This window comes from Rhodococcus sp. HNM0563 (assembly GCF_012726195.1).
Taxonomy (GTDB): domain Bacteria; phylum Actinomycetota; class Actinomycetes; order Mycobacteriales; family Mycobacteriaceae; genus Rhodococcus.
This window is the reverse complement of record NZ_JAASAF010000013.1, coordinates 22,015-44,673: the sequence shown is the minus strand read 5'-3', so window position 1 is coordinate 44,673 and position 22,659 is coordinate 22,015. Positions and strand designations below refer to the sequence as shown.

Annotated in this window: 23 protein-coding genes and 1 tRNA gene; 15 read left to right on the top strand and 9 right to left on the bottom strand. The window is 64.9% G+C overall.

The window, feature by feature from the left end:
- Positions 1-290: 290 nt before the first annotated feature.
- The 4 genes from HCA61_RS23840 to HCA61_RS23825 all read left to right on the top strand — a co-directional run bounded on the left by HCA61_RS23840 (position 291) and on the right by HCA61_RS23825 (position 5,147).
- On the top strand, positions 291-764 hold the full coding sequence (locus tag HCA61_RS23840; RefSeq protein ID WP_169690668.1) for a DNA starvation/stationary phase protection protein: 474 nt from the start codon (positions 291-293) through the stop codon (positions 762-764).
- A gap of 177 nt (positions 765-941) precedes the next feature.
- On the top strand, positions 942-1,751 hold the full coding sequence (locus HCA61_RS23835; RefSeq protein WP_169690773.1) for a metal-dependent hydrolase: 810 nt from the start codon (positions 942-944) through the stop codon (positions 1,749-1,751).
- A gap of 81 nt (positions 1,752-1,832) precedes the next feature.
- Positions 1,833-3,578, top strand: a complete 1,746-nt coding sequence (locus HCA61_RS23830) for a cholesterol oxidase substrate-binding domain-containing protein (RefSeq protein ID WP_169690667.1) — start codon at positions 1,833-1,835, stop codon at positions 3,576-3,578.
- A gap of 138 nt (positions 3,579-3,716) precedes the next feature.
- A complete protein-coding gene (locus tag HCA61_RS23825; RefSeq protein ID WP_169690666.1) occupies positions 3,717-5,147 on the top strand; it encodes an alkaline phosphatase PhoX in 1,431 nt (476 codons plus the stop codon).
- 81 nt (positions 5,148-5,228) lie between these two features.
- Here the strand turns inward: HCA61_RS23825 and HCA61_RS23820 are convergent, their stop codons facing one another.
- Positions 5,229-5,684 (bottom strand): TerB family tellurite resistance protein, encoded by a 456-nt coding sequence (locus HCA61_RS23820; protein ID WP_169690665.1) that lies wholly within the window; start codon positions 5,682-5,684, stop codon positions 5,229-5,231.
- Between the two features lie 112 nt (positions 5,685-5,796).
- A complete protein-coding gene (locus HCA61_RS23815; protein ID WP_169690664.1) occupies positions 5,797-6,984 on the bottom strand; it encodes an acyl-CoA dehydrogenase family protein in 1,188 nt (395 codons plus the stop codon).
- Positions 6,985-7,145: 161 nt separating this feature from the next.
- Here HCA61_RS23815 and HCA61_RS23810 point away from each other — a divergent pair, with 161 nt between their 5' ends.
- From HCA61_RS23810 to HCA61_RS23790, 5 genes are all read left to right on the top strand, one after another.
- Positions 7,146-8,153, top strand: coding sequence for a LacI family DNA-binding transcriptional regulator (locus HCA61_RS23810; protein WP_206040519.1), 1,008 nt, complete (start codon positions 7,146-7,148; stop codon positions 8,151-8,153).
- A 75-nt stretch (positions 8,154-8,228) separates the two neighbouring features.
- A complete protein-coding gene (locus HCA61_RS23805; protein ID WP_346777636.1) occupies positions 8,229-8,666 on the top strand; it encodes a helix-turn-helix transcriptional regulator in 438 nt (145 codons plus the stop codon).
- A 10-nt stretch (positions 8,667-8,676) separates the two neighbouring features.
- A complete protein-coding gene (locus tag HCA61_RS23800) occupies positions 8,677-9,087 on the top strand; it encodes a VOC family protein (protein ID WP_169690662.1) in 411 nt (136 codons plus the stop codon).
- 35 nt (positions 9,088-9,122) lie between these two features.
- Complete coding sequence (locus HCA61_RS23795) at positions 9,123-9,596, top strand: nitroreductase/quinone reductase family protein (RefSeq protein WP_169690661.1); 474 nt, start codon at positions 9,123-9,125, stop codon at positions 9,594-9,596.
- A 76-nt stretch (positions 9,597-9,672) separates the two neighbouring features.
- The gene (locus HCA61_RS23790; RefSeq protein WP_169690660.1) at positions 9,673-12,063 is read left to right on the top strand and encodes an excinuclease ABC subunit UvrA; all 2,391 of its coding nucleotides are present in this window, start codon (positions 9,673-9,675) and stop codon (positions 12,061-12,063) included.
- Between the two features lie 71 nt (positions 12,064-12,134).
- Here the strand turns inward: HCA61_RS23790 and HCA61_RS23785 are convergent.
- Positions 12,135-12,208, bottom strand: a tRNA-Pro gene (locus tag HCA61_RS23785).
- Positions 12,209-12,300: 92 nt separating this feature from the next.
- Positions 12,301-13,254, bottom strand: coding sequence for a metallophosphoesterase (locus HCA61_RS23780; protein ID WP_346777635.1), 954 nt, complete (start codon positions 13,252-13,254; stop codon positions 12,301-12,303).
- Between the two features lie 67 nt (positions 13,255-13,321).
- Between HCA61_RS23780 and HCA61_RS23775 the strand changes: the two genes are divergently transcribed.
- A complete protein-coding gene (locus HCA61_RS23775; protein WP_169690658.1) occupies positions 13,322-13,798 on the top strand; it encodes a GatB/YqeY domain-containing protein in 477 nt (158 codons plus the stop codon).
- A 3-nt stretch (positions 13,799-13,801) separates the two neighbouring features.
- Here HCA61_RS23775 and HCA61_RS23770 read toward each other — a convergent pair whose 3' ends face one another.
- Positions 13,802-16,240: a transglycosylase domain-containing protein gene (locus HCA61_RS23770; protein ID WP_169690771.1), complete on the bottom strand. Its 2,439-nt coding sequence runs from the start codon at positions 16,238-16,240 to the stop codon at positions 13,802-13,804.
- Between the two features lie 278 nt (positions 16,241-16,518).
- Between HCA61_RS23770 and HCA61_RS23765 the strand changes: the two genes are divergently transcribed.
- On the top strand, positions 16,519-16,842 hold the full coding sequence (locus HCA61_RS23765; RefSeq protein WP_054810128.1) for a WhiB family transcriptional regulator: 324 nt from the start codon (positions 16,519-16,521) through the stop codon (positions 16,840-16,842).
- Between the two features lie 81 nt (positions 16,843-16,923).
- Here HCA61_RS23765 and HCA61_RS23760 read toward each other — a convergent pair whose 3' ends face one another.
- Together HCA61_RS23760 and HCA61_RS23755 are read right to left on the bottom strand one after the other, a co-directional pair.
- Positions 16,924-18,063 (bottom strand): ArsA family ATPase, encoded by a 1,140-nt coding sequence (locus tag HCA61_RS23760; RefSeq protein WP_247274888.1) that lies wholly within the window; start codon positions 18,061-18,063, stop codon positions 16,924-16,926.
- On the bottom strand, positions 18,060-19,073 hold the full coding sequence (locus HCA61_RS23755; RefSeq protein ID WP_169690657.1) for an ArsA-related P-loop ATPase: 1,014 nt from the start codon (positions 19,071-19,073) through the stop codon (positions 18,060-18,062). The genes HCA61_RS23760 and HCA61_RS23755 overlap by 4 nt, the downstream gene beginning before the upstream one ends.
- Before the next feature lie 53 nt (positions 19,074-19,126).
- On the opposite strand from HCA61_RS23755, the gene HCA61_RS23750 reads away from it, so the two are divergent.
- Genes HCA61_RS23750 through HCA61_RS23740 form a run of 3 tightly spaced genes read left to right on the top strand, consistent with a single transcriptional unit; the run spans position 19,127 to position 20,542 of the window.
- On the top strand, positions 19,127-19,291 hold the full coding sequence (locus tag HCA61_RS23750) for a DUF4177 domain-containing protein (protein WP_169690656.1): 165 nt from the start codon (positions 19,127-19,129) through the stop codon (positions 19,289-19,291).
- Positions 19,292-19,295: 4 nt separating this feature from the next.
- The gene (locus HCA61_RS23745) at positions 19,296-19,757 is read left to right on the top strand and encodes a RidA family protein (protein ID WP_169690655.1); all 462 of its coding nucleotides are present in this window, start codon (positions 19,296-19,298) and stop codon (positions 19,755-19,757) included.
- Positions 19,758-19,759: 2 nt separating this feature from the next.
- The gene (locus tag HCA61_RS23740; RefSeq protein WP_169690654.1) at positions 19,760-20,542 is read left to right on the top strand and encodes an MBL fold metallo-hydrolase; all 783 of its coding nucleotides are present in this window, start codon (positions 19,760-19,762) and stop codon (positions 20,540-20,542) included.
- Between the two features lie 87 nt (positions 20,543-20,629).
- On the opposite strand, the gene HCA61_RS23735 is transcribed toward HCA61_RS23740, so the two are convergent.
- Positions 20,630-21,304: a Crp/Fnr family transcriptional regulator gene (locus HCA61_RS23735; RefSeq protein ID WP_054805733.1), complete on the bottom strand. Its 675-nt coding sequence runs from the start codon at positions 21,302-21,304 to the stop codon at positions 20,630-20,632.
- Positions 21,305-21,498: 194 nt separating this feature from the next.
- Positions 21,499-21,768, bottom strand: coding sequence for a hypothetical protein (locus HCA61_RS23730; RefSeq protein ID WP_169690653.1), 270 nt, complete (start codon positions 21,766-21,768; stop codon positions 21,499-21,501).
- Between the two features lie 207 nt (positions 21,769-21,975).
- On the opposite strand from HCA61_RS23730, the gene nth reads away from it, so the two are divergent.
- Positions 21,976-22,656, top strand: a complete 681-nt coding sequence (gene nth / locus HCA61_RS23725) for an endonuclease III (protein WP_206040517.1) — start codon at positions 21,976-21,978, stop codon at positions 22,654-22,656.
- Positions 22,657-22,659 lie beyond the last annotated feature (3 nt).

Sequence of the window (22,659 nt, the reverse complement as noted above, 5' to 3'; positions counted from 1 at the left end):
CGCTTCAGGCCAGGCCCCACAAGTAGATCGCAACGGCCAGTGCCCAGACGATCAATGACTGCGCGTCCATGGTGCGAACCCCCTAGGTCGGTTGATGATGAACCGTACAACCATCATGCCTCGCGGCGGGGATCGGGTCACGGGCGTCGGCCCCGCCGACACGATCCTGTGACACACCCCGGGCTTCATCCGGATGTGCAGTCGGCCACAAAATGTTTCGGCCCGGAAGTATTCGGGAATGAAAACTGTTGAACCCAACGGTAGTTACGAAATTGAGAGGAGTGCGAAAGATGAACAGCCCCATCAGCAGCACGCTGTCGGACGGGAACCGGAAGGTTGCCGCAGACGCCTTACAGAACGTGCTCGTGGATGTGATCGATCTGAGTCTGATCGGCAAGCAGGCGCACTGGAACGTCGTCGGGTCCCAGTTCCGTAGTATCCATCTCGACCTCGACGAACTCGTCGCCACTGCTCGCGAATTCACTGATCAGGTGGCCGAGCGGCTGACCGCCATCGGTGTCAGCCCGGACGGCCGGGTCGCAACGGTTGCCCGTGAGAGCGGAACCAAGGGCTTCGGCGACGGCTGGAGCAAGGACACCGAGGTCGTCGCTTCGATCGTAGGTAATCTCGCAGCGGTCATCGCACGCTTGCGTGAAGGTATCGAGGTCACCGGCGATGCAGACCCGGTCACACAGGATCTGCTGATCGGTCAGGCTGCTCGCCTCGAGCAGCTTCACTGGATGTGGCAGGCGCAGCTCGCCTGAACTGAACGATGAACGCGAAAGGCCGCCCACCGTCCCCGGTGGGCGGCCTTTCGGCCGTTCCGGAGAGTTTCGCCAGTGATCCGTGTGACGGGTGTGTCGGTAGTGGTTGCTAGGTTGGGTGTTCGATCCCCTCCGATCGGGCGGGTGGCGGAGTTCGAACGAAAGGTGTTGTCCGACATGGTGATGGGACCTACCCATGCGGTATCCGGAGCGCTCGTCGGTCTCCTGGTCGCCGACGTGCTGCCGCGGGAATGGGGTGGCCCGACATCGACGCCGGAGATTCTCGCCTTCGCGGGCGTCTGCGCGGGATCGGCGCTGTTGCCCGATCTCGATACATCACAGTCGACCGTCGCTCGGTCGTTCGGTCCGGTGAGCCAGACGTTCGCCAGGGGCGTCGGCGCGGTCTCGGCCGGGTATTACAACGTCACACGTGGGCGTAAGGATCGGAAGCGGACCGGTGGCCACCGCACCATGACGCACACGGCGTTGTTCGCGGCTCTGTTGGGTGCGGGGGTGTCGGTGCTGGTCGCACAGTTCGGACGGAACGCGATTATCGGCGTCCTGTTCATCACGTTGGGTCTCGCGCTGCGCGGATTGTTCGGCACCTGGGCCAAGAAGTACGGGTGGTTCATCGTCACCGTCGTCACTGCCATCCTCTCGGTCGTGATGTGGACGGCGTTCCCCGGGGAGGTGGGATCGACCGGCCTGGGGGTCGCCGTCGCCCTCGGGTGTGTCACCCACTGTCTGGGTGATGCGATCACCAAGGAGGGGATCCCCTTCCTCGCACCCTTCGTGCCGTGGCAAGGCAAACGATGGTGGGAGTTCAAACTTCCGCGCGCGATCTCCATCCGTGCGGGTGGGCCGTTCGAGGTCGTGTTCCTCGGGCCGGCGATGACTCTGGCCGCGATCGGGTTCGCCCTCTGGTCCGTCGACGGGGTCCCGGGCTATGTCTTCGGAGCGCTCGAAGCGTCCGGTCTCTCGTTCTGAATTTCGGAGCCACTGGCATCGAAAAGAAACTTGTTCTATTTTTGCTCCATCCCGGTTTCCCACAGAACGGAGCTCGTCCACGTGAGCAAACAAGCCTCGAGCGCTGCCCTCAGCCGGCGTGGTTTCCTCGGAGCCGCCGCGGGCGCCGCGGCGCTTGCAGGGTTGAGCTGGACGCCCGCGGGAGCGATCCCGCTCGGCGACCCGAGCGCGACCATCCCCGCGCCTCCGGAATTCCCCGCCGACATCCCGCTTGCGCAGCAACGCTTCGAGAACTGGGCGAAGACCATCCGGTTCGATGCCGTATGGACAGCCACCGCACGTGAGCCCGGCGACGTCGTACGCCTCGCGAACTGGGCGCGCAGCCACGGCTACCGCATCCGCCCGCGGGGCTCGATGCACAGTTGGAGCCCGCTCACTCTCGTGCCCGGTGAGAGTGCCGACAAGATCGTGCTCATCGACACCATCACGCACTTGAACTCTGTGAGCGTCGACGGAGGAGGTTCTCCGGCCACCGTGACTGCGGGTGGCGGCGCGAGCCTCGAATCGATCCTGTCGGCGCTGCAGGCCGAAGGTCTCGGCTGGGCCAATTCACCGGCGATCGGCGACATCACCATCGCGGGCGCTCTGTCGATCGGTGCGCACGGCGCGACCTACCCCGCAGCAGGAGAGCAGGCCGTCCCGGGACAGTCTTTCGGTTCCCTGTCGAACCTCATCGTCGCGCTCACCGCGGTGGTGTGGAACGACGCCGCAGGGGAGTACGAGCTGCGAGAGTTCCGCCGTTCCGATCCGGACATCACACCCCTGCTCACCCACCTCGGCCGTACCTTCGTCACCTCTGTGACGCTGATGGCAGGTGCGAATTATCGGCTGCGGTGTCAGAGTTTCACCGATGTGCCGTGGCAGGAACTCTTCGCGCCGACGGGTGCTGAAGGCCGGACCTTCGAGCGGTACGCAGAAGAGTCCGGTCGCGTCGAGGCCATCTGGTTTCCGTTCACCGAAACCCCGTGGCTCAAGATCTGGTCCGTCAGCCCCGAGAAGCCGCCCGCCTCACGCGAAGTGCACGGACCCTACAACTACTTCTTCACCGACAGCCTTCCCGAATTGGTGACCACCCCGCTCGGTCAGGTGGTCAGCGGTAATCAGGCCATCACCCCGGCATTCGGTGCGTCGCAGTTCGGTGCCGTCGCCGCAGGCCTGAAGGCCACCGGCACCGAAGACCTCTGGGGCTGGTCGAAGGATCTGCTGTTCTACCTGCGGGCCACCACTCTCCGCGTCATTGCGGGCGGTGGTGTGGTGGTGACGAAGCGCGAGAACATCGCGCAGGTCATCAACGAGTTCACGACGTGGTTGCACAAGCGGATGAGCGACTTCGCGTCGCAGGGGTTGTATCCCGTCAACGGACCGTTCGAGGTGCGGATGTGCACGGTCGACGACCAGGGCGAGGTGCTCGTCGACTCGGCCGGTGCACCGAACCTGTCGCCGGTGCGGCCACGGCCCGATCGCCCCGACTGGGACACTGCGATCTGGATGAACGTGGTGTCGCTCCCCGGCACAGCGGGCCTGCCGGCCTTCTTCCAGGAGATGGAGGAGTGGATGGTCGCCAACTACTCCGGCGACTACGCGACGTTCCGCTCCGAGTGGTCCAAAGGTTGGGCGTTCGATGCGGAGGGCGGATATCGGAACCAGCAGTTCCTCGGCGACACCGTCCCGGCCATGTATCGCACCGGGCTGGACGGCGGCGAGGGCTGGGACGCGGCGAGCGCGGCATTCGATCGGCACGACCCGCATCGCGTGTTCAGCAACGGATTCCTCGACAGGCTGATCTGACGTCAGGACCAGATTTGTCGAGGCACGGTGAATTCGGTTGCAGTTCATCAGGATGACGCCGGACCTCCATCAACGCGGGTAGTGCGATCCCTACCGTCTCGTGGGTTACGTATTCGACCCATATGGAGGTATCGGAAGATGAGTTCCGCAGTCGATCGTTCCGCGCTGAATCGCCGAGGTTTCCTCGGGCGCACTGCACTCGCCGGTGTCGGTATCGCGTTCGCCGGAAGTCTCGACGCGCTGGTGCGGCCGGGCACTGCGGCAGCGGCCCCCGGGGCGATCGGGTACGACCCGCTCATTCCGGATCCTCACGGGCTGCTCGCGCTGCCGATCGGTTTCTCGTACACCGTGCTCGCGAAGTCGGGAGAAACGCTGCTCGACGACGGCAACCCGGTTCCGAGCAGCCCCGACGCGCTGGGTGTATTCGCACGAGGCAACGGTGCCACCGTCGTGTCGAACCACGAGGTCGGCGACGACGCGGGCGACGAACCGTTCGCCGTCCCCGTCGTCGACGGCCTGACCTACGATCCCGGTGCCCGCGGCGGTACCACCACGATCCTCGTCTCACCGAACGGTCAGCGCGAAGGTCAGTACGTCAGCCTCGCAGGCACCGTCGACAACTGTGCGGGCGGTATCACGCCGTGGGGCACGTGGTTGACGTGCGAGGAGACCGACGACCGGGCCGGCGACAACGGCCTCACCCTCGATCACGGTTACGTCTTCGAGGTCGATCCCGCGAGCCGGGAGTCGAACGTCGGCACCAGCCCGATACCGCTGAAGTTCCTCGGACGATTCGAGCACGAGGCCGTCGCCGTCGATCCCGGCACGAGCGCGATCTACCTCACCGAGGACGCTGACGAACCCAACGGCCTGTTCTACCGGTGGGTGCCACCGCAAGGTTTCGTGGGCCGCCACGGAGCGTTGCGCGAGTTGGCACAGTCCGACGGCGGCGACACCGCCGGTGCGCTCCAGGCGATGCGCTGCTTCCAGGACGGCGCCTTCGTCGCCGATCTGTCGCAGGCCACCGAGCCGGGAACGCGTTACGCCGTGCAGTGGGTGGACGTCCCCGACCGTAACGCGAACGACGAACCGATCCGTGAGCAGTTCGGGGACGGAGAAGTCACGCGGAGCCGCAAGCTCGAAGGCGCATGGTGGGGTGACGGCGGCGCGTACTTCGTCGCGAGCTACGCCCGCTTCGACGACGGCAGTGTCGCCGAGCACGACGGGCAGGTGTGGTTCTACGACCCCGCTTCCGAGACCGCCGAGCTGAAGGTCCTCTTCGGAGTCAACCCGGATCCGTCGGTCGACACCGGAAATTACGACGGCCCCGACAACATCACGGTGTCCCCGCACGGCGGACTTGTGCTCGCCGAGGACGGTGAGGGCGTCAGCCACCTGATCGGCGTCACCCCCAGCGGTGCACCGTTCTCGCTGGCGCGAAACGAGCTGAATGACAGCGAGTTCTGCGGTCCCGCATTCAGCGCCGACGGTCGAACGCTGTTCGTCAACATTCAGACGCCGGGACTGACCCTGGCGATCACCGGCCCCTGGGTCCGTCCGATCGGCTAGCTTGTTTCGTCTCGACGGGTTCGACGAGAAGTGGAGCCGCGCACTCGACAGGTGCGCGGCTCCACTGTCGTTCATCCGACGTCAGAGATCGAATTCTGCGGGGTTGATCCCGACCGCATGTGCGGCGCCGCGCACAGCGGCCTTCTCGTGGTCGTCGAAGTGCCCGTCGGCGCCTCCGATGATGATGCCGATCTGGATGACCGCGCGGGCCTGATCCTGCTTCGACTTCAACTTGGCGATCGTGGCGGTCGCTTCGACCTTGCCGAAGTCGAAATCGGATTCGAGCTTGCTGCAGTACCAGTCGAACTTCTCGCGGAGCTCGTCCTTCGGGAACACCGAGAGGATGTCGTTGCTCATGATGAGCGCCGCGGTCTTCTGCCGTTCGGAGGGGTCGATGCTGCCGTCGGCAGCGGCGATCAGCGCGCACATCGCCATGCTGGCGTTCGCGAATTCTTTGTTCTTGAACTGATCCGTCTTGGTCTTGAGCTGTGCGCTCAGTTCGGTGGTCTTCGCCTTGAGTTGATCCCAGAACGCCATGGTGGCCCTTCGTGTCGGTGTTCGTGCACCAACCACTCTGCCATCGGATGTGAAGAAAGTGCTTTGTGAGGTATGCGGCCTCTCGGGCCGTGGCGCGTAGTCCGGCCTCCGGTCACCGGAATGCGGCCTCTCCGGTCAGTGCTTTACCGATGGACAGCTGGTGCATCTCGGAGGTGCCCTCGTACGTCAGCACCGATTCGAGGTTGTTGGCATGCCGGATGACCGGGTATTCGAGAGTGATGCCGTTCGCGCCGAGAATCGTGCGGCATTCACGCGCAATGGCGATGGCCTCACGGACGCTGTTGAGCTTGCCGGTGCTGATCTGCTCGGGCGTGATCTCGCCGCGGTCCTTGATGCGGCCGAGGTTGTAGGCGAGGAGATGTCCCTTGCCCACCTCGAGCGCCATATCGGCGATCTTGGCCTGCGTCAGCTGGAATGAGGCGAGCGGCTTGTCGAACACGATCCGCGACTGTGCGTAGTCGATGGCGGTCTCGAGGCAATCGCGCGCAGCGCCGACCGCGCCGAAGGCGATGCCGAATCGGGCTTCGCCGAGCGCTGTCAGCGGGCCGCGCAGACCCTTCGCGAGCGGCAGCATCGCCGAGGACGGCAGCCGCACTCCGTCGAGGACGAGTTCGGAGGTCACCGAGGCGCGCAGCGACATCTTGGCGTGGATCTCAGGCGCGGAGAAGCCCGGGGTGTCCGTGGGAACAACGAAGCCGCGGATGCCCTTGGGGCCCTCGTCGAGGTCGGTCTGGGCCCACACCACGGCGACGTCGGCGATCGATCCGTTGGTGATCCACATCTTGGTGCCGCTGAGGATCCAGTCGTCTCCGTCACGCTTTGCGTTGGTGCGCATCCCGGCCGGGTTCGAGCCGAAGTCGGGCTCGGTGAGGCCGAAGCAGCCGATTGCTTCGCCGGCGGCCATGCGTGGCAGCCATTCCTGCTTCTGTTCTTCGCTGCCCCAATGGTGGATGGAGAACATGGCCAGGGAACCCTGCACCGAGACCAGGCTGCGGATTCCCGAGTCGACCGCCTCGAGTTCGAGGCAGGCCAGACCGTATGCGGTCGCGCTCATGCCGGAGCAGCCGTAGCCGTCGAGGTGCATGCCGAGGACGCCCAGGCCGCCCAATTCCTTCGCGAGATCTCGGGCGGGGAGCTTCGCGTCTTCGAACCACTGCGCGACGTGCGGACGGATCCGGTCGGTCGCGAACTTGCGGACGGTGTCGCGGATTGCGATCTCTTCCGGTTCCAGCAGCGAGTCGAGGGCGAAGAGCTGTGTCAGGGACTGGGGGTTCGACATGTGGTTCTCCGGGTCGTGGCTGGTGGGTTCGAGGTGAGGAAAATCGTTTGTGCAATCGTATGCAAGAACGATTGCGAGAACGTTTGCATAACCTAGGCTAGGGCGCGTCATGTGGGCCGTCAACCCGGCCGGCATAGATGCGACAGAGTAGGAGAGCCCGAATGGCCCGATCCGACCGCGCGCCGACTCTCAAGGAGATCGCCGAGCGCGCCGGTGTGCACGTCTCGACGGCATCGAGGGTGCTGCGTCAACCCGAACCCGTCGACGGATGGTCGGACTCCGCCCTGCGTGTGCGGGAGGTGGCAGAGGAGTTGGGTTACCGCCCGAACCTGTGGGCGGCGAGCCTGCGCACCCGTAAGACCACGACGCTCGGGGTCGTGATGCCCAGACTCACCGACGGCGTCGTCGCCACGACCTACCAGGGCATCGAGGAAGCGGCCGAGCGTGCCGGGTACTCGGTGCTGCTGTCGAGTCCTCCGGATGACCTCGACGCGCAACGCCGCGCCATCTCTCTGCTTGTCGGTCGGCAGGTCGATGGCCTGCTGCTCAGCAGCCTGCACATCCCAGGCGGCCCGTTCGTCGAGTCGCTCGCACTGGGACCGCTTCCGCTGCTGTGCGTGACCAGGCACGCCGACGCGGGACTGCCCTTCGTCGTCGGCGACGACTACCGCGGCGGGTGCCTCGCGGCGCAGCACCTTCTCGACCGCGGATACTCGGATATCGCAATCATCGCCGGCCCGGACCACGCGAGCACGGCCCGTGACCGCCGCGCCGGGTTCGTCGACACGCTCGAGCGTGCATCGCTCCCGCCGCGTCCCGACCGGATCGTGCGGTCGGGCTTCGATGTGGCCGGGGGTGTGACCGCCGCGCGCGCACTGCTGGATCGACCGGATCGCCCCCGCGCGATCTTCGCGGTCAGCGACACGATCGCGATCGGTGTCCTCGGAGTCGCACGCGATCTCGGGCTGACCATCCCCGACGACCTCTCGCTCGTGGGATACAACGACATTCCCATCGTCGAGCAGCTACCCGTCCCACTGACGACGGTCCGCTCGCCCGCCCGCGAGATCGGGGCGTCCGCGGTGCGCGGCCTGCTCGAACTCGTGCAGGGACGCGAGGTGGAGTCCATGCGGCTCCCGGTCGAGCTCATCGAGCGGAAATCGAGCTGACCCGGCTCCGGTGTGTTCGGCTCGGTGTTCGGTCACCGCTGGACAACGACACGGTGACCGAGGACGATCGCGCACGTGGCGAATAGCGATGCGCAGCGTCTCCGAGATCTCGCGCTGTTGCGCCGTGTCCGCGACCGCATGGATCGCGAGTATGCGCGGCCGCTCGATGTGGACGCGCTCGCGCGCTGGGTGGGCATGTCGGCGGGGCATCTGAGTCGCCAGTTCAAGAAGGCCTACGGCGAATCGCCCTACTCGTACCTGATGACCCGCCGGATCGAACGGGCGATGACGTTGCTGCGCCGCGGTGATCTCAGCGTCACCGATGTGTGCTTCGAAGTCGGTTGTTCCTCGCTGGGGACATTCAGCACGCGATTCACCGAATTGGTCGGTATGCCGCCGAGCGTCTACAAGGACAAGGCCGAATACGGCACGGAAGGCATCCCGGCGTGCGTCGCGAAACAGATCACGAGACCGGTCAGGAATCGAGAAGCGCAGGTGTCCGGCCGTCGCTAGCGTTACTGCCATGGACATCACCATTCACTACACATTCCTCCCGCACACCGATCCGGAAGCGTCCTTGGCGTTCTACCGCGACACCCTCGGATTCGAGGTCCGCAAGGACGTCGGCTACGAGAACATGCGGTGGATCACCGTCGGACCCCCCAACCGCCCCGAAACCTCGATCGTCCTGAACCCGCCCGCGGCGGACCCCACCATCAGTGACGACGAGCGGAACACGATCCTCGAGCTGATGGCAAAGGGCAACTACGGTGCAGTCACTCTCGCCACAGACGACCTGGACGGGCTGTTCGCGCGACTCGAGGCAAGCGGGGCCGAGGTCCTTCAGGAACCGATGGATCAGGATTACGGCGTGCGCGACTGCGCCTTCCGCGACCCTGCGGGCAATCTGATCCGGATCAACCAAACCAGCTGATCTGCAAGGCATTCCAACTTCGAGTGGAGGTCGAGATGGGACAGGACGACGGGACAGGTACCGACCGGACGCGACCGCCCGGTACGCCGGGGGCGCTCTCGCGCTGGTTCCAGCGCACAGCCAACGCGCGGACGATGCGGAAGATCCGACGCGGCAAGGGCCGGACGATGGGCATGGACATGCTGATCCTGCACACGATCGGTCGCAGGAGCGGACAACGGCGTGAAACCCCCCTGATGCGGTTGGCGGACGGCGAGGATGCCGTGCTCGTCATCGCGTCGGGCGGGGGCAGCGTGAACCCCGACTGGCACGCCAACCTGATGGCTCACCCGGACGGCGTATCGGTGGAGCTTCCGGGTCGTGAACCGGTCTCCGCGAGAGCACACGAACTTCGCGGTGCCGATCGTGAACGGGCCTGGCAGCGTCTGGCGGCCGAACAGCCTCGAATCGCCAAGTATCAGAGTAAGTCCGATCGTGAATACCCGTTGATCCGGCTGACGCTGCAGTAACTGCGTGGCACAGTCGAACAGGTCGATTACCGAGGGCCTCCGGAGCGAGGTCCCGGACAGAGAAACGGAGACACCGATGACGCCGTCCGCCAGGACGAACACCCAGTCGCGTGAACTGAACCCCGCCGACAGTCACGACCGGATCCTCGTCCACGGGGCGCGGGTGAACAACCTGCGAGATGTCAGCATCGAGATCCCGAAAAGACGACTGACGGTGTTCACGGGTGTCTCCGGATCCGGCAAGAGTTCGCTGGTGTTCGGCACGATCGCCGCAGAGTCGCAGCGGCTGATCAACGAGACCTACAGTGCGTTCGTCCAGGGGTTCATGCCGAGCATGGCCCGGCCCGATGTGGACGTCCTCGACGGGTTGACGACGGCGATCCTCGTCGACCAGGAACGCATGGGCGCGAACCCTCGCTCCACCGTGGGTACCGCAACCGACGCGAACGCCATGCTGCGCATCCTCTTCAGCCGGATGGGTAAGCCGCACATCGGTTCCCCCCAAGCATTTTCGTTCAATGTCGCTTCGATCAGCGGTGCCGGAGCCGTGTCGATGGAGCGCGGGGGACGGACAGTGAAGGAACGTCGCTCCTTCACCATCACCGGCGGGATGTGCCTGCGCTGCGAAGGTCGGGGATCGGTTTCCGACTTCGATCTGACGGCGCTGTACGACGAGACCAAGTCGCTCAACGAAGGTGCGCTGACCATTCCCGGCTACAGCATGGAAGGCTGGTACGGACGGATCTACCGCGGCTGTGGCTTCTTCGATCCCGACAAGCCGATCGCGAAATTCACGAAGAAGCAGCTGAACGATCTCCTCTACAAGGAACCGACCAGGATCAAGGTCGAAGGCGTCAACGTGACCTTCGAGGGGCTGATCCCGAAGATTCAGAAGTCGTTCCTGTCCAAGGACCGAGAGGCGATGCAGCCGCACATCCGTGCGTTCGTGGATCGTGCGATCACATTCTCGGTCTGCCCCGAGTGCGACGGCACGCGACTCACGGAGGACGCGCGATCGTCGAAGATCAAGGGACTGAGCATCGCCGATGTGTGCTCGATGCAGATCAGTGATCTCGCCGAGTGGGTTCGAGGTCTCGACGAACCATCGTTGGGCCCCTTGCTCGACAATCTGCGGCAGAACCTCGATTCGTTCGTCGACATCGGCCTGGGTTACCTGTCGCTCGAACGCCCGGCAGGCACGCTTTCCGGTGGTGAGGCGCAGCGCACCAAGCTGATCCGGCACCTCGGGTCGTCCCTGACCGATGTCACCTATGTCTTCGACGAGCCGACGATCGGTCTGCATCCGCACGACATCGCGCGGATGAACGACCTGCTGCTGCAACTACGCGACAAGGGCAACACCGTGCTCGTAGTCGAACACAAGCCCGAGGTCATGGCCATCGCCGACCATCTCGTCGATCTCGGTCCACACGCCGGTACCGAGGGCGGCAAGGTGATGTTCGAGGGCACCTTCGACGGCCTGCGGAAGAGCGACACCCTCACCGGCAAACACCTCGACGATCGTGCCTCGCTGAAATCGTCGGTGCGCACGGGGACCGGCGCACTCGAAGTGCGCGGCGCCGACACCAACAACCTCCGCAATGTCGACGTCGACATCCCCCTCGGAGTGCTGGTGGTGCTCACCGGTGTCGCGGGGTCGGGGAAGAGTTCGCTCATCGGTGGATCGGTGTCCGGCCGCGACGGCGTGGTCACCATCGACCAGGGAGCGATCAAGGGGTCGCGACGCAGCAATCCTGCGACGTACACCGGCATGCTCGACCCGATCCGCAAGGCGTTCGCGAAGGCCAACGGGGTCAAGCCGGCGCTGTTCAGCGCGAACTCGGAAGGCGCATGCCCCAACTGCAACGGCGCGGGCGTCGTCTACTCCGACCTCGCGATGATGGCCGGAGTCGCGACACCCTGCGAGGTGTGCGACGGAAAGCGTTTCCTGGCCGAGGTGCTCGAATACAAGTTCGGTGGCAAGGACATCAGCGAGATCCTGCGGATGTCCGTTGCCGAAGCCGAGGAGTTCTTCGGATCTGCGGACTCGAAGATCCCAGCGGCGCACAAGATCCTGGATCGCCTGGTGGACGTCGGGCTCGGCTACATCAAGGTCGGGCAGCCGCTGACCACGCTCTCCGGTGGTGAACGGCAGCGGCTGAAACTGGCCACCCACATGGGGGAGAAGGGTGAGATCTACATTCTCGACGAACCCACCACCGGCCTCCACCTCGCCGACGTCGAGAATCTGCTCGGCCTGCTCGACCGTCTTGTCGATTCCGGTAAGTCCGTCATCGTCATCGAGCACCATCAGGCGGTCATGGCGCACGCCGACTGGATCATCGATCTCGGTCCCGGTGCGGGCCACGATGGCGGCAGCATCGTCTTCGAGGGGACGCCGGCGGATCTCGTCGCTTCGCGGTCGACGCTTACCGGTGAGCATCTGGCGGAGTACGTGGGGGCGTAGAAGGGGCTCCGATCAACGCGATCGGGCGCCTTCTCCGGTTGGAGAAGGCGCCCGATCGGCAGTTTCACGAGTCGGGGTGGCGGGATTCGAACCCACGACCTCTTCGTCCCGAACGAAGCGCGCTACCAAGCTGCGCCACACCCCGTGATGAACCTCGGTCAGCTTACCGCACGACTCGCAGGAAGATTAAATCGCCTGGTCAGCGACTTTTTGATGGTCGATGACGAAGTCTTGCGGTCAGCGGGGAGTCCCTGCGCTTTCTGCAGCACTACCCGAGGATCTGCGCGATTCCTCACGCGGAGCCGGAACCAATGTCAGCAGCGTGGCTTCCGGACGACAGCAGAAGCGCGCGGGGGCGAACGGGGAGGTGCCCATTCCCGCCGACACGTGCAGTTGCATATGCGCACCCCACCGCGAGGGTCCCTTCACCCGCGACCGGTCGATGCCGCAGTTGGTCACCAGAGCACCGAAGAACGGCAGGCACAGTTGTCCGCCGTGGGTGTGGCCGGCGAGTACGAGGTCGTATCCGTCGTCGGCGAAACGATCGAGCACGCGGGGCTCGGGCGAGTGGGTCAGTCCGAGGCGAAGATCCGCGGACTTGTCGGCCGCCCCGGCGATGGTCTCGTAGCGATCACGTTCGAGATGTGGGTCGTCGACACCGGCCACCGAGATGCGTACGCCGCCGACCTCGATATCGCGTCGGACGTGTGTCATGTCCTGCCATCCGCGTTCGTTGAAGGCCGCGCGCAGGTCGCCCCACGGTAGCGGAGGCCCATAAACGCGGTCGTGGTCCTTGTCGAAGTAGGCGAGCGGGTTCTTCAGGACCGGCGCGAAGTAGTCGTTGCTGCCGAACACGAAAAGACCGGGGCGGGCAAGGAGGCCGCTGAGAGATTGGACGACTGCGGGAACCGCCTTCGGGTGCGACAGGTTGTCGCCCGTGTTGATCACCAGATCGGGTTCGAGCTGATCGAGTTCCCTGAGCCAGTTCTGCTTGCGTTTCTGCCCCGGCATCATGTGCAGGTCGCTGATGTGCAGCACCCGGAGCGTCGAGGCGCCCGGCGCGAGGACCGGGATGGTGACCTCCCGGAGGGTGAATGCGTTGCGTTCGATCAGCGTCGCGTAACCGAGGCCGAGAACGGCAGCTCCTGCGGTACCCGCGGCGACACGTGTGAGGGGAGAAAGGTCAGGCACTTCTTCAGGGTACCGCCGCTGCACGTCTGCGCACGTGCTTCGACGGTCCCGGCGTAGCGTTCCCGGTATGACCGACACATCTTCCTCACTCAAATCCACATTGCGCGCAGACATGACCGCTGCGATGAAGGCCAAGGACCAATTACGTTTGGCGACACTGCGGATGTTGCTTGCTGCAATCCAGACCGAGGAGGTGTCGGGGAAGGAGGCGCGCGAGCTCTCCGACGACGAGATCATCAAGGTGCTGTCGCGTGAATCCAAGAAGCGTGGTGAGGCCGCTGAGGTCTACACCGAGAACGGTCGCGGGGAACTCGCGGCCAAGGAGCACGCCGAGGCACGCATCATCGACGAGTATCTGCCGACTCCGCTGACCGATGCGGAGCTCGTCGACGTGGTCGACACGGCCATCGGCAGGGTTGCAGACGAGCTCGGAACGCGTCCGGGTCCGAAGAACATGGGCCAGGTCATGAAGGTTGCGACCGCGATCGCCGCGGGCAAGGCCGATGGAAAGCGCCTGTCCGCGGCGGTGCGGTCGCGTCTCTAGCCGTCAGTTGTCCGGTTGCGACGGGGTCGTCGTTGCGGCCGGGCTTTCCGACTCGCTGTCCTCCGGCGGCGCCGACTCGGTCTGGGCAGGTTCTTGACGGCCGGGAACAGGAGCGGGGGCGGCAGGAACCGTGGTATCGGGAACTTCGCTGCCGCTCGGCCTTGCGGGAGTCGCACTCGTCGTGGGTGCGACGCGCACGGAACCGTCACTGACGAAGATCGTCACCGTCGATCCGGGTACCGCCGAGCCGGAGGGGGAGGAGCCGGTGACGATGCCTGCTCGTTCCTCGGCCTTGACCGTGGACTCGGTGACGGCGAATCCTGCGTCCTGCAGGCGCTGGGTGGCCCGATCCCGTGACAGGCCCGTGACGTCCGGAACCTGAGCATTGCCTGCGCCGCGGACGTAACGAGGGTCGGCCGGAGGAAGCTCGATGGAACCGAACTTGGTGGCGATCGGAGTCATGGCCGTGAACCAGGTGTGTGCGGGGGCGGTGCCGCCGAACAGGTTGCCGTCGTAGCACGGACGGACCGGGTTGGCGCAGATCTGGCCCGGCGTGGGGGAGTCGCCGTAGGTGTATACCGACCCTGCGTACCTGTTGGTGAATCCGAGGAATGCGGAGGACATGTGCGACTCGGTGGTCCCCGTCTTGGCTGCCACCGGAAGGCTCCATCCCGTGTTGCCTGCGGCTCCGGAAGCGGTACCGCCACCCGCGGTGTCCTTGCTCATCGCATTGGCGAGGGTGTCGGCCAGCCCGGGTTCGACGACCTGCTCGCACGCCTGCTGCGTGATCGGCACCGGCTTGCCCTCACGGTCGAAGACACCGTCGATCGGAGTCGGCGGGCACCACTTTCCGTGTGAGGCCAGGGTGGCGGCCACGTTCGACAATTCGAGGTTGTTGATCCATGTGGGGCCGAGCGTGTATGAGCCCAGATGCTGATCCTTCTGCATGTCGGCCATCGACTGCTCACCGAATCCGGAGGTGTTGGGCTGCGCATAGGAACGCATCCCCAGTCGGACGGACATGTCGACGACGGAGTCGACGCCCGTCGCCTCGATCAGCTTCACGAAGGCGGTGTTCGGGGACTGAGCGAGTGCGTCGGTCACCGACAACGCAGGCGGGTACGGCGCGGCGTTCTCGACGCAGTAGTAGCCGGGGGGGCAGCCCCGCGCGCCGCCATCGCCGAGACCCTGGGCGTTGTAACGGCTGGGCACGTCGAGGATGGCGGTCGTGCCGAGACCCTTCTCCATCGCTGCGGCAACCGTGAAGATCTTGAAGACCGATCCGGCGCCGTGCCCGGCGAGCGAGTAAGGCTGCGGCTGAACTGTTTCGTGGGCGTCGCCGTCGAGGCCGTAGGTACGACTCGAACCCATCGCAAGGACACGGTGGGAGTCCTGACCCGGTTCGACCACATTCATCACCGTTGCGACATCGTCGACGGTCGGGCTCGTGTACTGGTCGAGCGCGGACTTCGTCGAACTCTGTACTTCCGGGTCGAGCGTGGTGCGGATGAGGTATCCGCCCTTGTCGATCTGTTCTCGTGACAATCCTGAGTTCGCGAGGTACTGGAGTGCGTACTCGCAGAAGAATCCGCGATCGCCCGCTTCGATGCAGCCCCGCGGCAGGGTGTTGGGCTCGGGAAGGACGCCGAGGGGTTCTGCCTTTGCGGCCCGGATCTCGTCTGCCCGCTCGGGAATGTTCTCGATCATCGTGTCGAGCACGACGTTGCGGCGATTGGTCACGCCCTCTTCGTTCGTGTACGGGTTGAGGGCGGAGCTGGACTGCACCATGCCCGCGAGCATCGCTGATTGAGCGATGTTCAGGTCTTTCGCGTCGATGCCGAAGTAGGTCTGGGCGGCGTCCTGGATGCCGAACGAACCGTTTCCGAACGGCACCAGGTTCAGGTAACGGGTGAGGATCTCGTCCTTCGACAACTCTTCGTCGAGGGTCAGCGCCATCCGGATCTCGCGGATCTTGCGGGCGGGCGTGGTTTCGATGGCCGCGCGGCGTTCCGCATCGGTCTTCGCCACGACGTGCAGCAGGTAGTTCTTCACGTACTGCTGGTCGATCGTCGACGCGCCCTGTTCGACCTGCCCGCTGCTGGTGTTGGTGAGGAAGGCGCGGATGGTGCCTTGCCAGTCCACGCCTTGATGCTCGGGAAACCTCTTGTCCTCGATGGAGACGATCGCGAGTTTCATCTCGTTGGAAATCTGGTCGCTCGGTACCTCGAAGCGGCGTTGGTCGTACAACCACGCGATCGGGTTGCCGGCAGAGTCGACCATTGTCGTTACGGCGGGAACGATCCCTTCGACGAGTTCTGCGGAACTGTTGTCGACGGTGTCTGCGGCGCGGTTCGACACGTAGCCGAATCCGCCTGCGGCCGGGAAGAGCATTCCGGCCACGAGGACACCGCCGAGGGCCGTGCAACCGGCAAGTTTCGCCAAAGTACTTCGGATCGACACGGGTACACCCTACGTGCCGATCGGAGGAGTCGACGATTCCAGGGAAACGAAACGCCGTCCGACGTGCGGCTATGCACGGGCGTACCAGAAAAGGTTTTGTTCGCCTTGCGCGCGGGCATCACTTTACCTAGATTGAGACAGCAGTGTGATGCAGGTAACACCTCGACAGTGAAGACGTACAAGTTTTTTCATGCTAAGTGCAAAATTGTGCGTCCTCAGGAACTCCCCACAACGGAGTTCGGAAAGCAAAGGGGAACTGAATGCACCTGACCGCCCCCATGACCAGGCTCGACGTTGACGAAGAAGAAGCACGCATCGCCTGGGTGTCGAAGGCTCGATGCCGCGAGGTAGACCCCGATCAGTTGTTCGTCCGAGGCGCAGCACAGCGGAAGGCGGCAGTGATCTGCCGTCACTGCCCCGTGATGCTGCAGTGCGGCGCGGACGCACTCGACAACCGCGTCGAGTTCGGAGTGTGGGGAGGAATGACCGAACGACAGCGTCGTGCGCTCCTCAAGCAGCATCCGGAAGTGGAGTCCTGGTCGGACTTCTTCGAGGCGCAGCGTCAGCACCAGAACGCGGTATAACCGCAACTCGATGAGGTAACCGGCTGTACAACGACGCCGGAGCACGCACGACGGGGAAGGTCGTGCGTGCCACCCGGAACATCAGACCTGCCGGGTCAACTGGTCGCCCACCGCTCGCAGCGCTTCGAGGTCCGAGACCTCGAAGGGCAGGGAGGGCACACCGACGACCGGCACGCGCGGATTCGCTGAGGTGAATCCCCGCAGCAGATGGACTTCTCGTTTCGCCGTCACCGCGCGATGCGCGTGGATGCGCAGCACGGCCTCTGCTGCGGGGGCATCCTCACCGCCCTCCTCCGCAAGGAGATCAGCCGAAGTCAACGCGTGGTCCGCGGGCAGCGAGGACAACGTGGGATGTGTCCGGTTGAGCACGAGGCCCGCGAGCGGCATCTTGTCGCCGCGCAGTCGTTCCACGAAGAACGATGCCTCGCGCAGGGCATCCGGTTCCGGGGCCGCGACGACCATGAAGTGGGTTCCGGGCTGCTGTAGGAGTTGATAGGTGCGGTTGGCGCGTTCGCGGAACCCGCCGAACATCGAATCCAGTGACTGCACGAATGCGGATGCGTCCGACAGCATCTGGCTGCCCACGATCGTCGAGACCGCTTTCAACGCCAAACCCATCGCACCTGTCACGATCCGGCCCAACCCACGGCCGGGGGCGGTGAAGATACGGATCATCCTGCCGTCCAGAAAAGCGCCGAGGCGCTTCGGTGCGTCGAGGAAGTCGAGGGCGTTCCGTGACGGTGGGGTGTCGACGACGATGAGATCCCACTCGTCGCTCGCGGCGAGCTGGCCGAGTTTCTCCATCGCCATGTACTCCTGCGTACCGGAGAACGACGACGCCACCGTCTGATAGAAGGGGTTGTCGAGGATCTGCTGGGCCTTCTCCGGCGTGGAGTGCTCGAGCACCATGTCGTCGAATGTGCGACGCATGTTCAGCATCATGGCGTGTAGTTCGCCTGTCCCGCCGGATTCGAGCGGCACCTTCTGCGGAGAATTGTCGAGAGTCTGCACACCGAGCGCCTGAGCCAGGCGCCTCGCCGGATCGATCGTGAGTACCACGACCTTGCGGCCCTGCTCCGCCGCCCGCAAGGCGAGCGATGCCGCCGTCGTCGTCTTACCTACACCGCCCGACCCGCAGCACACGATCACCCGCGAGGTCGGATCGTGGAGGAGTTTCGCGACATCGAGGACCGGTGCCGTGCGCACCGTCCGCTCGGTCACCGGACGCCCTGTTCGGCGAGCAGTTCTGCAAGTTCGTAGAGTCCGCCGAGGTCGACCCCGTCTGCGAGCAGTGGTAGAGACATCCGGGCCACCTTCACGTCGTCGAGTTGGGCGGCGCTGACCTGCTGCGCCTGCAGTATCGAGGCATGCTCGATGGTTTCTGTGAGTAATCCGGCGAAATCGTCGTCCGACAACGTCAGCCCGACCCTCTCGAACGCGGACCGGATGGATTCACCTGGGATGCGCCCGTCGGCGACATCGTCGACCAGAGAATCCGGAAGGTGCTCGGGTGCGGTCCTGTTGACGATCACCGTGCCCATCCGCAGATCGGCTGCCTCCAATTCGTCGACCGCGTCGGCGGTCTCCTGAACGGGCAGGGCCTCGAGCAACGTGACCAGGTGCACGACAGTCTCGTCGGAATGCAGCAACCGGACCACACCTTCGCTCTGCGAGCGGATCGGTCCCGACTTCGCGAGATCGGCCATGGCCTGCGTCACGTCGAGGAAGCTGCCGATCCGGCCGGTGGGCGGAGCGTCGACCACGACCGCATCGTAGAGGCGCTCACCGGACTTGTCGGTGCGTACGACCGTCTCCTTGATCTTGCCGGTGAGGATCACGTCGCGGAGTCCGGGCGCGAGCGTCGTCGCGAACTCGATCGCGCCGATCTTGCGCATCGCGCGGCCCGCGAAGCCGAGGTTGTAGAACATGTCGAGGTATTCCAGGAACGCCGCCTCGATATCGATCGCGAGGGCCATGACCACACCACCCCCTTCGGCGGTTGCGATCTTCGTCTCCACCGGAGGCAGCGGGGCCACGTCGAACAGCTGCGCGATTCCTTGCCTGCCCTCGGTCTCGACGAGCAGGACCTTCCGGCCTCCCGACGCGAGGGCAAGTGCAACTGCCGCCGCGACAGTGGATTTTCCGGTTCCGCCCTTGCCGGACACGAAGTGCAGTCGCGCCCGCGCGGCCTTGGCCGGCCATGTGCCGGAATGAGATGTCTGTGTCGCCACGGTGTCGAGCCTATAAGTCGTCAACAGGGAAAGGCGCCGGATAGGGTCAGGTCATGAGTGAATTGACTACGTGGGAGTACGCAACCGTGCCCCTGCTCACGCACGCGACCAAGCAGATCCTCGACACGTGGGGTGCTGACGGGTGGGAACTGGTGACGGTCCTGCAAGGACCCACCGGCGAACAGCACGTCGCGTACCTCAAGCGCCCCAAGAGCTGACCCCATGGCCGCAACCTGGACAGCACGTCTGGCCGAACTCGGGATCACCCTGCCGCCGGTGGCGAAACCGGTCGCCGCATACGTTCCCGCCCTGCGCAGCGGGAACACCGTCTACACCTCGGGTCAGCTTCCGATGGTCGACGGAACCTTGGCGTACGTCGGCAAGGTCGGCTCCGACGTGTCTGCAGACGACGCGAAGACCGCTGCCCGCATTTGCGCACTCAACGCGCTCGCCGCAGTCGATGCCCTCGTAGGGATCGACAATGTTGTGCGCATCGTCAAGGTAGTCGGGTTCGTGGCGTCGGCAGACGGATTCACCGGACAACCCGGTGTCGTCAACGGGGCCTCGGAACTACTGGGCGAGATCTTCGGCGAGTCCGGAGCTCACGCGAGATCCGCAGTCGGCGTCGCGGAACTTCCGCTCGCTGCGTCCGTCGAGGTGGAGCTGATGGTGGAGGTGCGCTGATCATGGCACTCGTTCATCCCGCCTACGGGCAACTACGGCAAGTGACCGAGAACGCGGCGGTGCTGCTTGCCGAGAATCCGTCGGTGATGTCCCTGGAGGGCACCAACACGTGGATCCTGCGTGCCCCGGACAGCGACGAGTGCATTGTGATCGATCCGGGACCGCTCGACGAGGCGCATCTCACCCGCGTCGCGCAGGTTCCGGTTGCGATGACGCTCATCAGCCATCGCCATTTCGATCACACCGAAGGTGGTGAGCGTTTCGCGGAGCTCACCGGAAGCCCGGTTCACGCCGTCACACCCGAACATCGGCACGGCGGTGGTACCGAGCTGTCCGACGGCGATGTGCTCGAAGCTGCCGGGCTCCGTGTCCGGGTCCTCGCCACACCGGGCCACACCGCGGATTCGCTGTCGTTCGTTCTCGAGGACGATCGCAGTGTCCTCACCGCCGACACGATCCTCGGGCGGGGAACCACCGTGCTCGACGACACGGACGGCGACCTCGGCGACTATCTGGGTTCGTTGCGGTCGTACATCGCACTCGGTCAGGGGTACACGGTGCTACCCGGGCACGGTGCGGAACTGCCCGACCTCGAAACCATCGCTCGCGGATACCTCGCACACCGGGAAGAGCGGCTCGATCAGGTTCGGGGCGCGCTGCGAACCCTCGGCCGAGAAGCTTCGGCCCGCCAGGTGGTCGAACACGTGTATGCCGATGTGGACGAGTCCCTGTGGGACGCGGCCGAGAAATCGGTGAACGTGCAGCTGGCGTACCTGCGCAGCTAGATCGCGAGCACAGGAAACGAACGAGTGAGGCCGGGACACCCGAGGGTGTCCCGGCCTCACCTGTTCAGGGTGCCGCGCAGATGGCCCTCAGCGGGCGCGACGCGCGAGTCGCTCGGAATCCGAGATCAGCACGCTCTTGCCTTCGAGGCGCAGCCAACCGCGATGGGCGAAGTCGGCGAGCGCCTTGTTGACCGTCTCGCGGGATGCGCCCACCAGCTGTGCGATCTCTTCCTGCGTCAGGTCGTGGGTCACGCGGAGAGCACCCGCCTCCTGGGTGCCGAAACGCTGAGCGAGCTGCAGCAGCGCCTTGGCGACACGACCGGGAACGTCGGTGAAGATCAGGTCGGCGAGGCTGTTGTTGGTGCGCCGCAGACGGCGGGCGAGCACGCGCAGGAGCTGCTCGGCGATCTCGGGTCGCTGGTCGATCCACGCCTTGAGCGCCTCGCGGTCCATGCTCACCGCGCGCACCTCGGTGACGGTGGTCGCGGTGGACGTGCGCGGGCCCGGGTCGAAGATGGAAAGCTCACCGAACATGTCGGAGGGACCCATGATCGTCAGCAGATTCTCGCGGCCGTCCGGCGAGCGCCGTCCGAGCTTGATCTTGCCGGAGACGATGATGTAAAGGCGGTCGCCCGGTTCGCCCTCGTTGAAGATGACGTGGCCGCGCGGGAAATCGACCGGTTGCAGCTCCTTGACCAGCGCCGCAACCGCAGAGGGCTCGACTCCTTGGAAGATGCCTGCTCTGGCCAGGACCTCGTCCACGTGCGCTCCTTTTGGGATGATTCTCGTTGTACTTCACTGTCAGGTGCACGTCCACGGCATCCCGGCGAGGGCCACCATGGCGGCGTACGGACGCCAAGTCTACTGTGCCTGTCGCATGTGTGAGTGACCGACACCACGGAATCCGTCTCGGTATGTCGGATCCCGCTCACGAATACTACCGGCCGGTACCTTCCTCAGCTCGCGCGGCTCGCGTCCAGGAGATCCGGAGCGTCGACGGAATCGGAGGTGCCGCTGCGGCGCCTACGGCGGTTGAACCGGGCCAATGCTCCGGGAAATCCCTCGCGGGCGAGGGCGTCGACGTCGTCGTGGTCTGCCTGGTCGAGGAACTCCTCGACCTCCTGCTGACGAACGGACAATCGACTCAATCGTGATTCGACTCGTTCCATGGCGAGTGCAAACAGCATGAGCAGCACCGGGAGAAGTACGACAGCAAGAGCTTGCATGACGGGAAGTAAACACGGGCAAGATCTCAGAACAGACACGGCCCCCGTATCGAGCCCGGCGTCTTACGTACAGTGGTCCAGGTGCAACCGACCCCGTCCGAGAGCCTCGATACGAGCCCTGTTCGCTCCGCCGAACGGAGCTCGCGCAGGCCACGTCGGGCCCGAGGACCCGAGTCTCGCCTCGGTTTGGTGCGGCGCGCGCGGCGGATGAACCGCCGCCTCGCCGATGCCTTCCCGCACGTCTATTGCGAACTCGATTTCACGACTCCGCTCGAGCTCGCAGTCGCGACGATTCTGTCTGCACAGTGCACGGATGTGCGAGTCAACCAGGTCACGCCTGCGCTCTTCGCCCGTTACCCCGACGCTCGCGCGTACGCGGAAGCCGACCGCACGGAACTCGAGGAGTACATCCGTTCCACCGGCTTCTATCGCAACAAGGCCAATTCGCTCATCGGCCTCGGGCAGGCGTTGCTCGAGCGCTTCGACGGCGATGTTCCGCGCCGGATGAAAGACCTCGTGACACTCCCGGGCATTGGCCGGAAGACAGCGAATGTGGTCCTCGGCAACGCCTTCGATGTGCCGGGAATCACTGTCGACACCCACTTCGGTCGGCTCGTGAACCGGTGGAAATGGACCGACGAAACCGACCCCGTGAAGGTCGAGCACGCGGTCGGTGAGCTCATCGAGCGCAAGGAATGGACGCTGTTGTCCCACCGGGTGATCTTCCATGGCCGGCGGGTCTGCCACGCGCGTAAACCGGCGTGCGGGGTGTGCGTGCTCGCGAAGGACTGCCCTTCCTATGGGATCGGGCCCACCGACCCGAGCCTCGCCGCGAGGCTCGTGAAGGGACCGGAGACCGAGCATCTGCTCGAGCTCGCCGGGATGTGACGG

What these genes read in the sequence shown, in the direction of transcription:
- HCA61_RS23840 (WP_169690668.1), top strand. Translation starts at nt 291, where the DNA reads ATGAACAGCCCCATCAGCAGCACGCTGTCGGACGGGAACCGGAAGGTT.
- HCA61_RS23835 (WP_169690773.1), top strand. Translation starts at nt 942, where the DNA reads ATGGTGATGGGACCTACCCATGCGGTATCCGGAGCGCTCGTCGGTCTC.
- HCA61_RS23825 (WP_169690666.1), top strand. Translation starts at nt 3,717, where the DNA reads ATGAGTTCCGCAGTCGATCGTTCCGCGCTGAATCGCCGAGGTTTCCTC.
- HCA61_RS23820 (WP_169690665.1), bottom strand. Translation starts at nt 5,684, where the DNA reads ATGGCGTTCTGGGATCAACTCAAGGCGAAGACCACCGAACTGAGCGCA.
- HCA61_RS23815 (WP_169690664.1), bottom strand. Translation starts at nt 6,984, where the DNA reads ATGTCGAACCCCCAGTCCCTGACACAGCTCTTCGCCCTCGACTCGCTG.
- HCA61_RS23810 (WP_206040519.1), top strand. Translation starts at nt 7,146, where the DNA reads ATGGCCCGATCCGACCGCGCGCCGACTCTCAAGGAGATCGCCGAGCGC.
- HCA61_RS23800 (WP_169690662.1), top strand. Translation starts at nt 8,677, where the DNA reads ATGGACATCACCATTCACTACACATTCCTCCCGCACACCGATCCGGAA.
- HCA61_RS23795 (WP_169690661.1), top strand. Translation starts at nt 9,123, where the DNA reads ATGGGACAGGACGACGGGACAGGTACCGACCGGACGCGACCGCCCGGT.
- HCA61_RS23790 (WP_169690660.1), top strand. Translation starts at nt 9,673, where the DNA reads ATGACGCCGTCCGCCAGGACGAACACCCAGTCGCGTGAACTGAACCCC.
- HCA61_RS23775 (WP_169690658.1), top strand. Translation starts at nt 13,322, where the DNA reads ATGACCGACACATCTTCCTCACTCAAATCCACATTGCGCGCAGACATG.
- HCA61_RS23765 (WP_054810128.1), top strand. Translation starts at nt 16,519, where the DNA reads ATGCACCTGACCGCCCCCATGACCAGGCTCGACGTTGACGAAGAAGAA.
- HCA61_RS23750 (WP_169690656.1), top strand. Translation starts at nt 19,127, where the DNA reads ATGAGTGAATTGACTACGTGGGAGTACGCAACCGTGCCCCTGCTCACG.
- HCA61_RS23745 (WP_169690655.1), top strand. Translation starts at nt 19,296, where the DNA reads ATGGCCGCAACCTGGACAGCACGTCTGGCCGAACTCGGGATCACCCTG.
- HCA61_RS23740 (WP_169690654.1), top strand. Translation starts at nt 19,760, where the DNA reads ATGGCACTCGTTCATCCCGCCTACGGGCAACTACGGCAAGTGACCGAG.
- HCA61_RS23730 (WP_169690653.1), bottom strand. Translation starts at nt 21,768, where the DNA reads ATGCAAGCTCTTGCTGTCGTACTTCTCCCGGTGCTGCTCATGCTGTTT.
- nth (WP_206040517.1), top strand. Translation starts at nt 21,976, where the DNA reads ATGAACCGCCGCCTCGCCGATGCCTTCCCGCACGTCTATTGCGAACTC.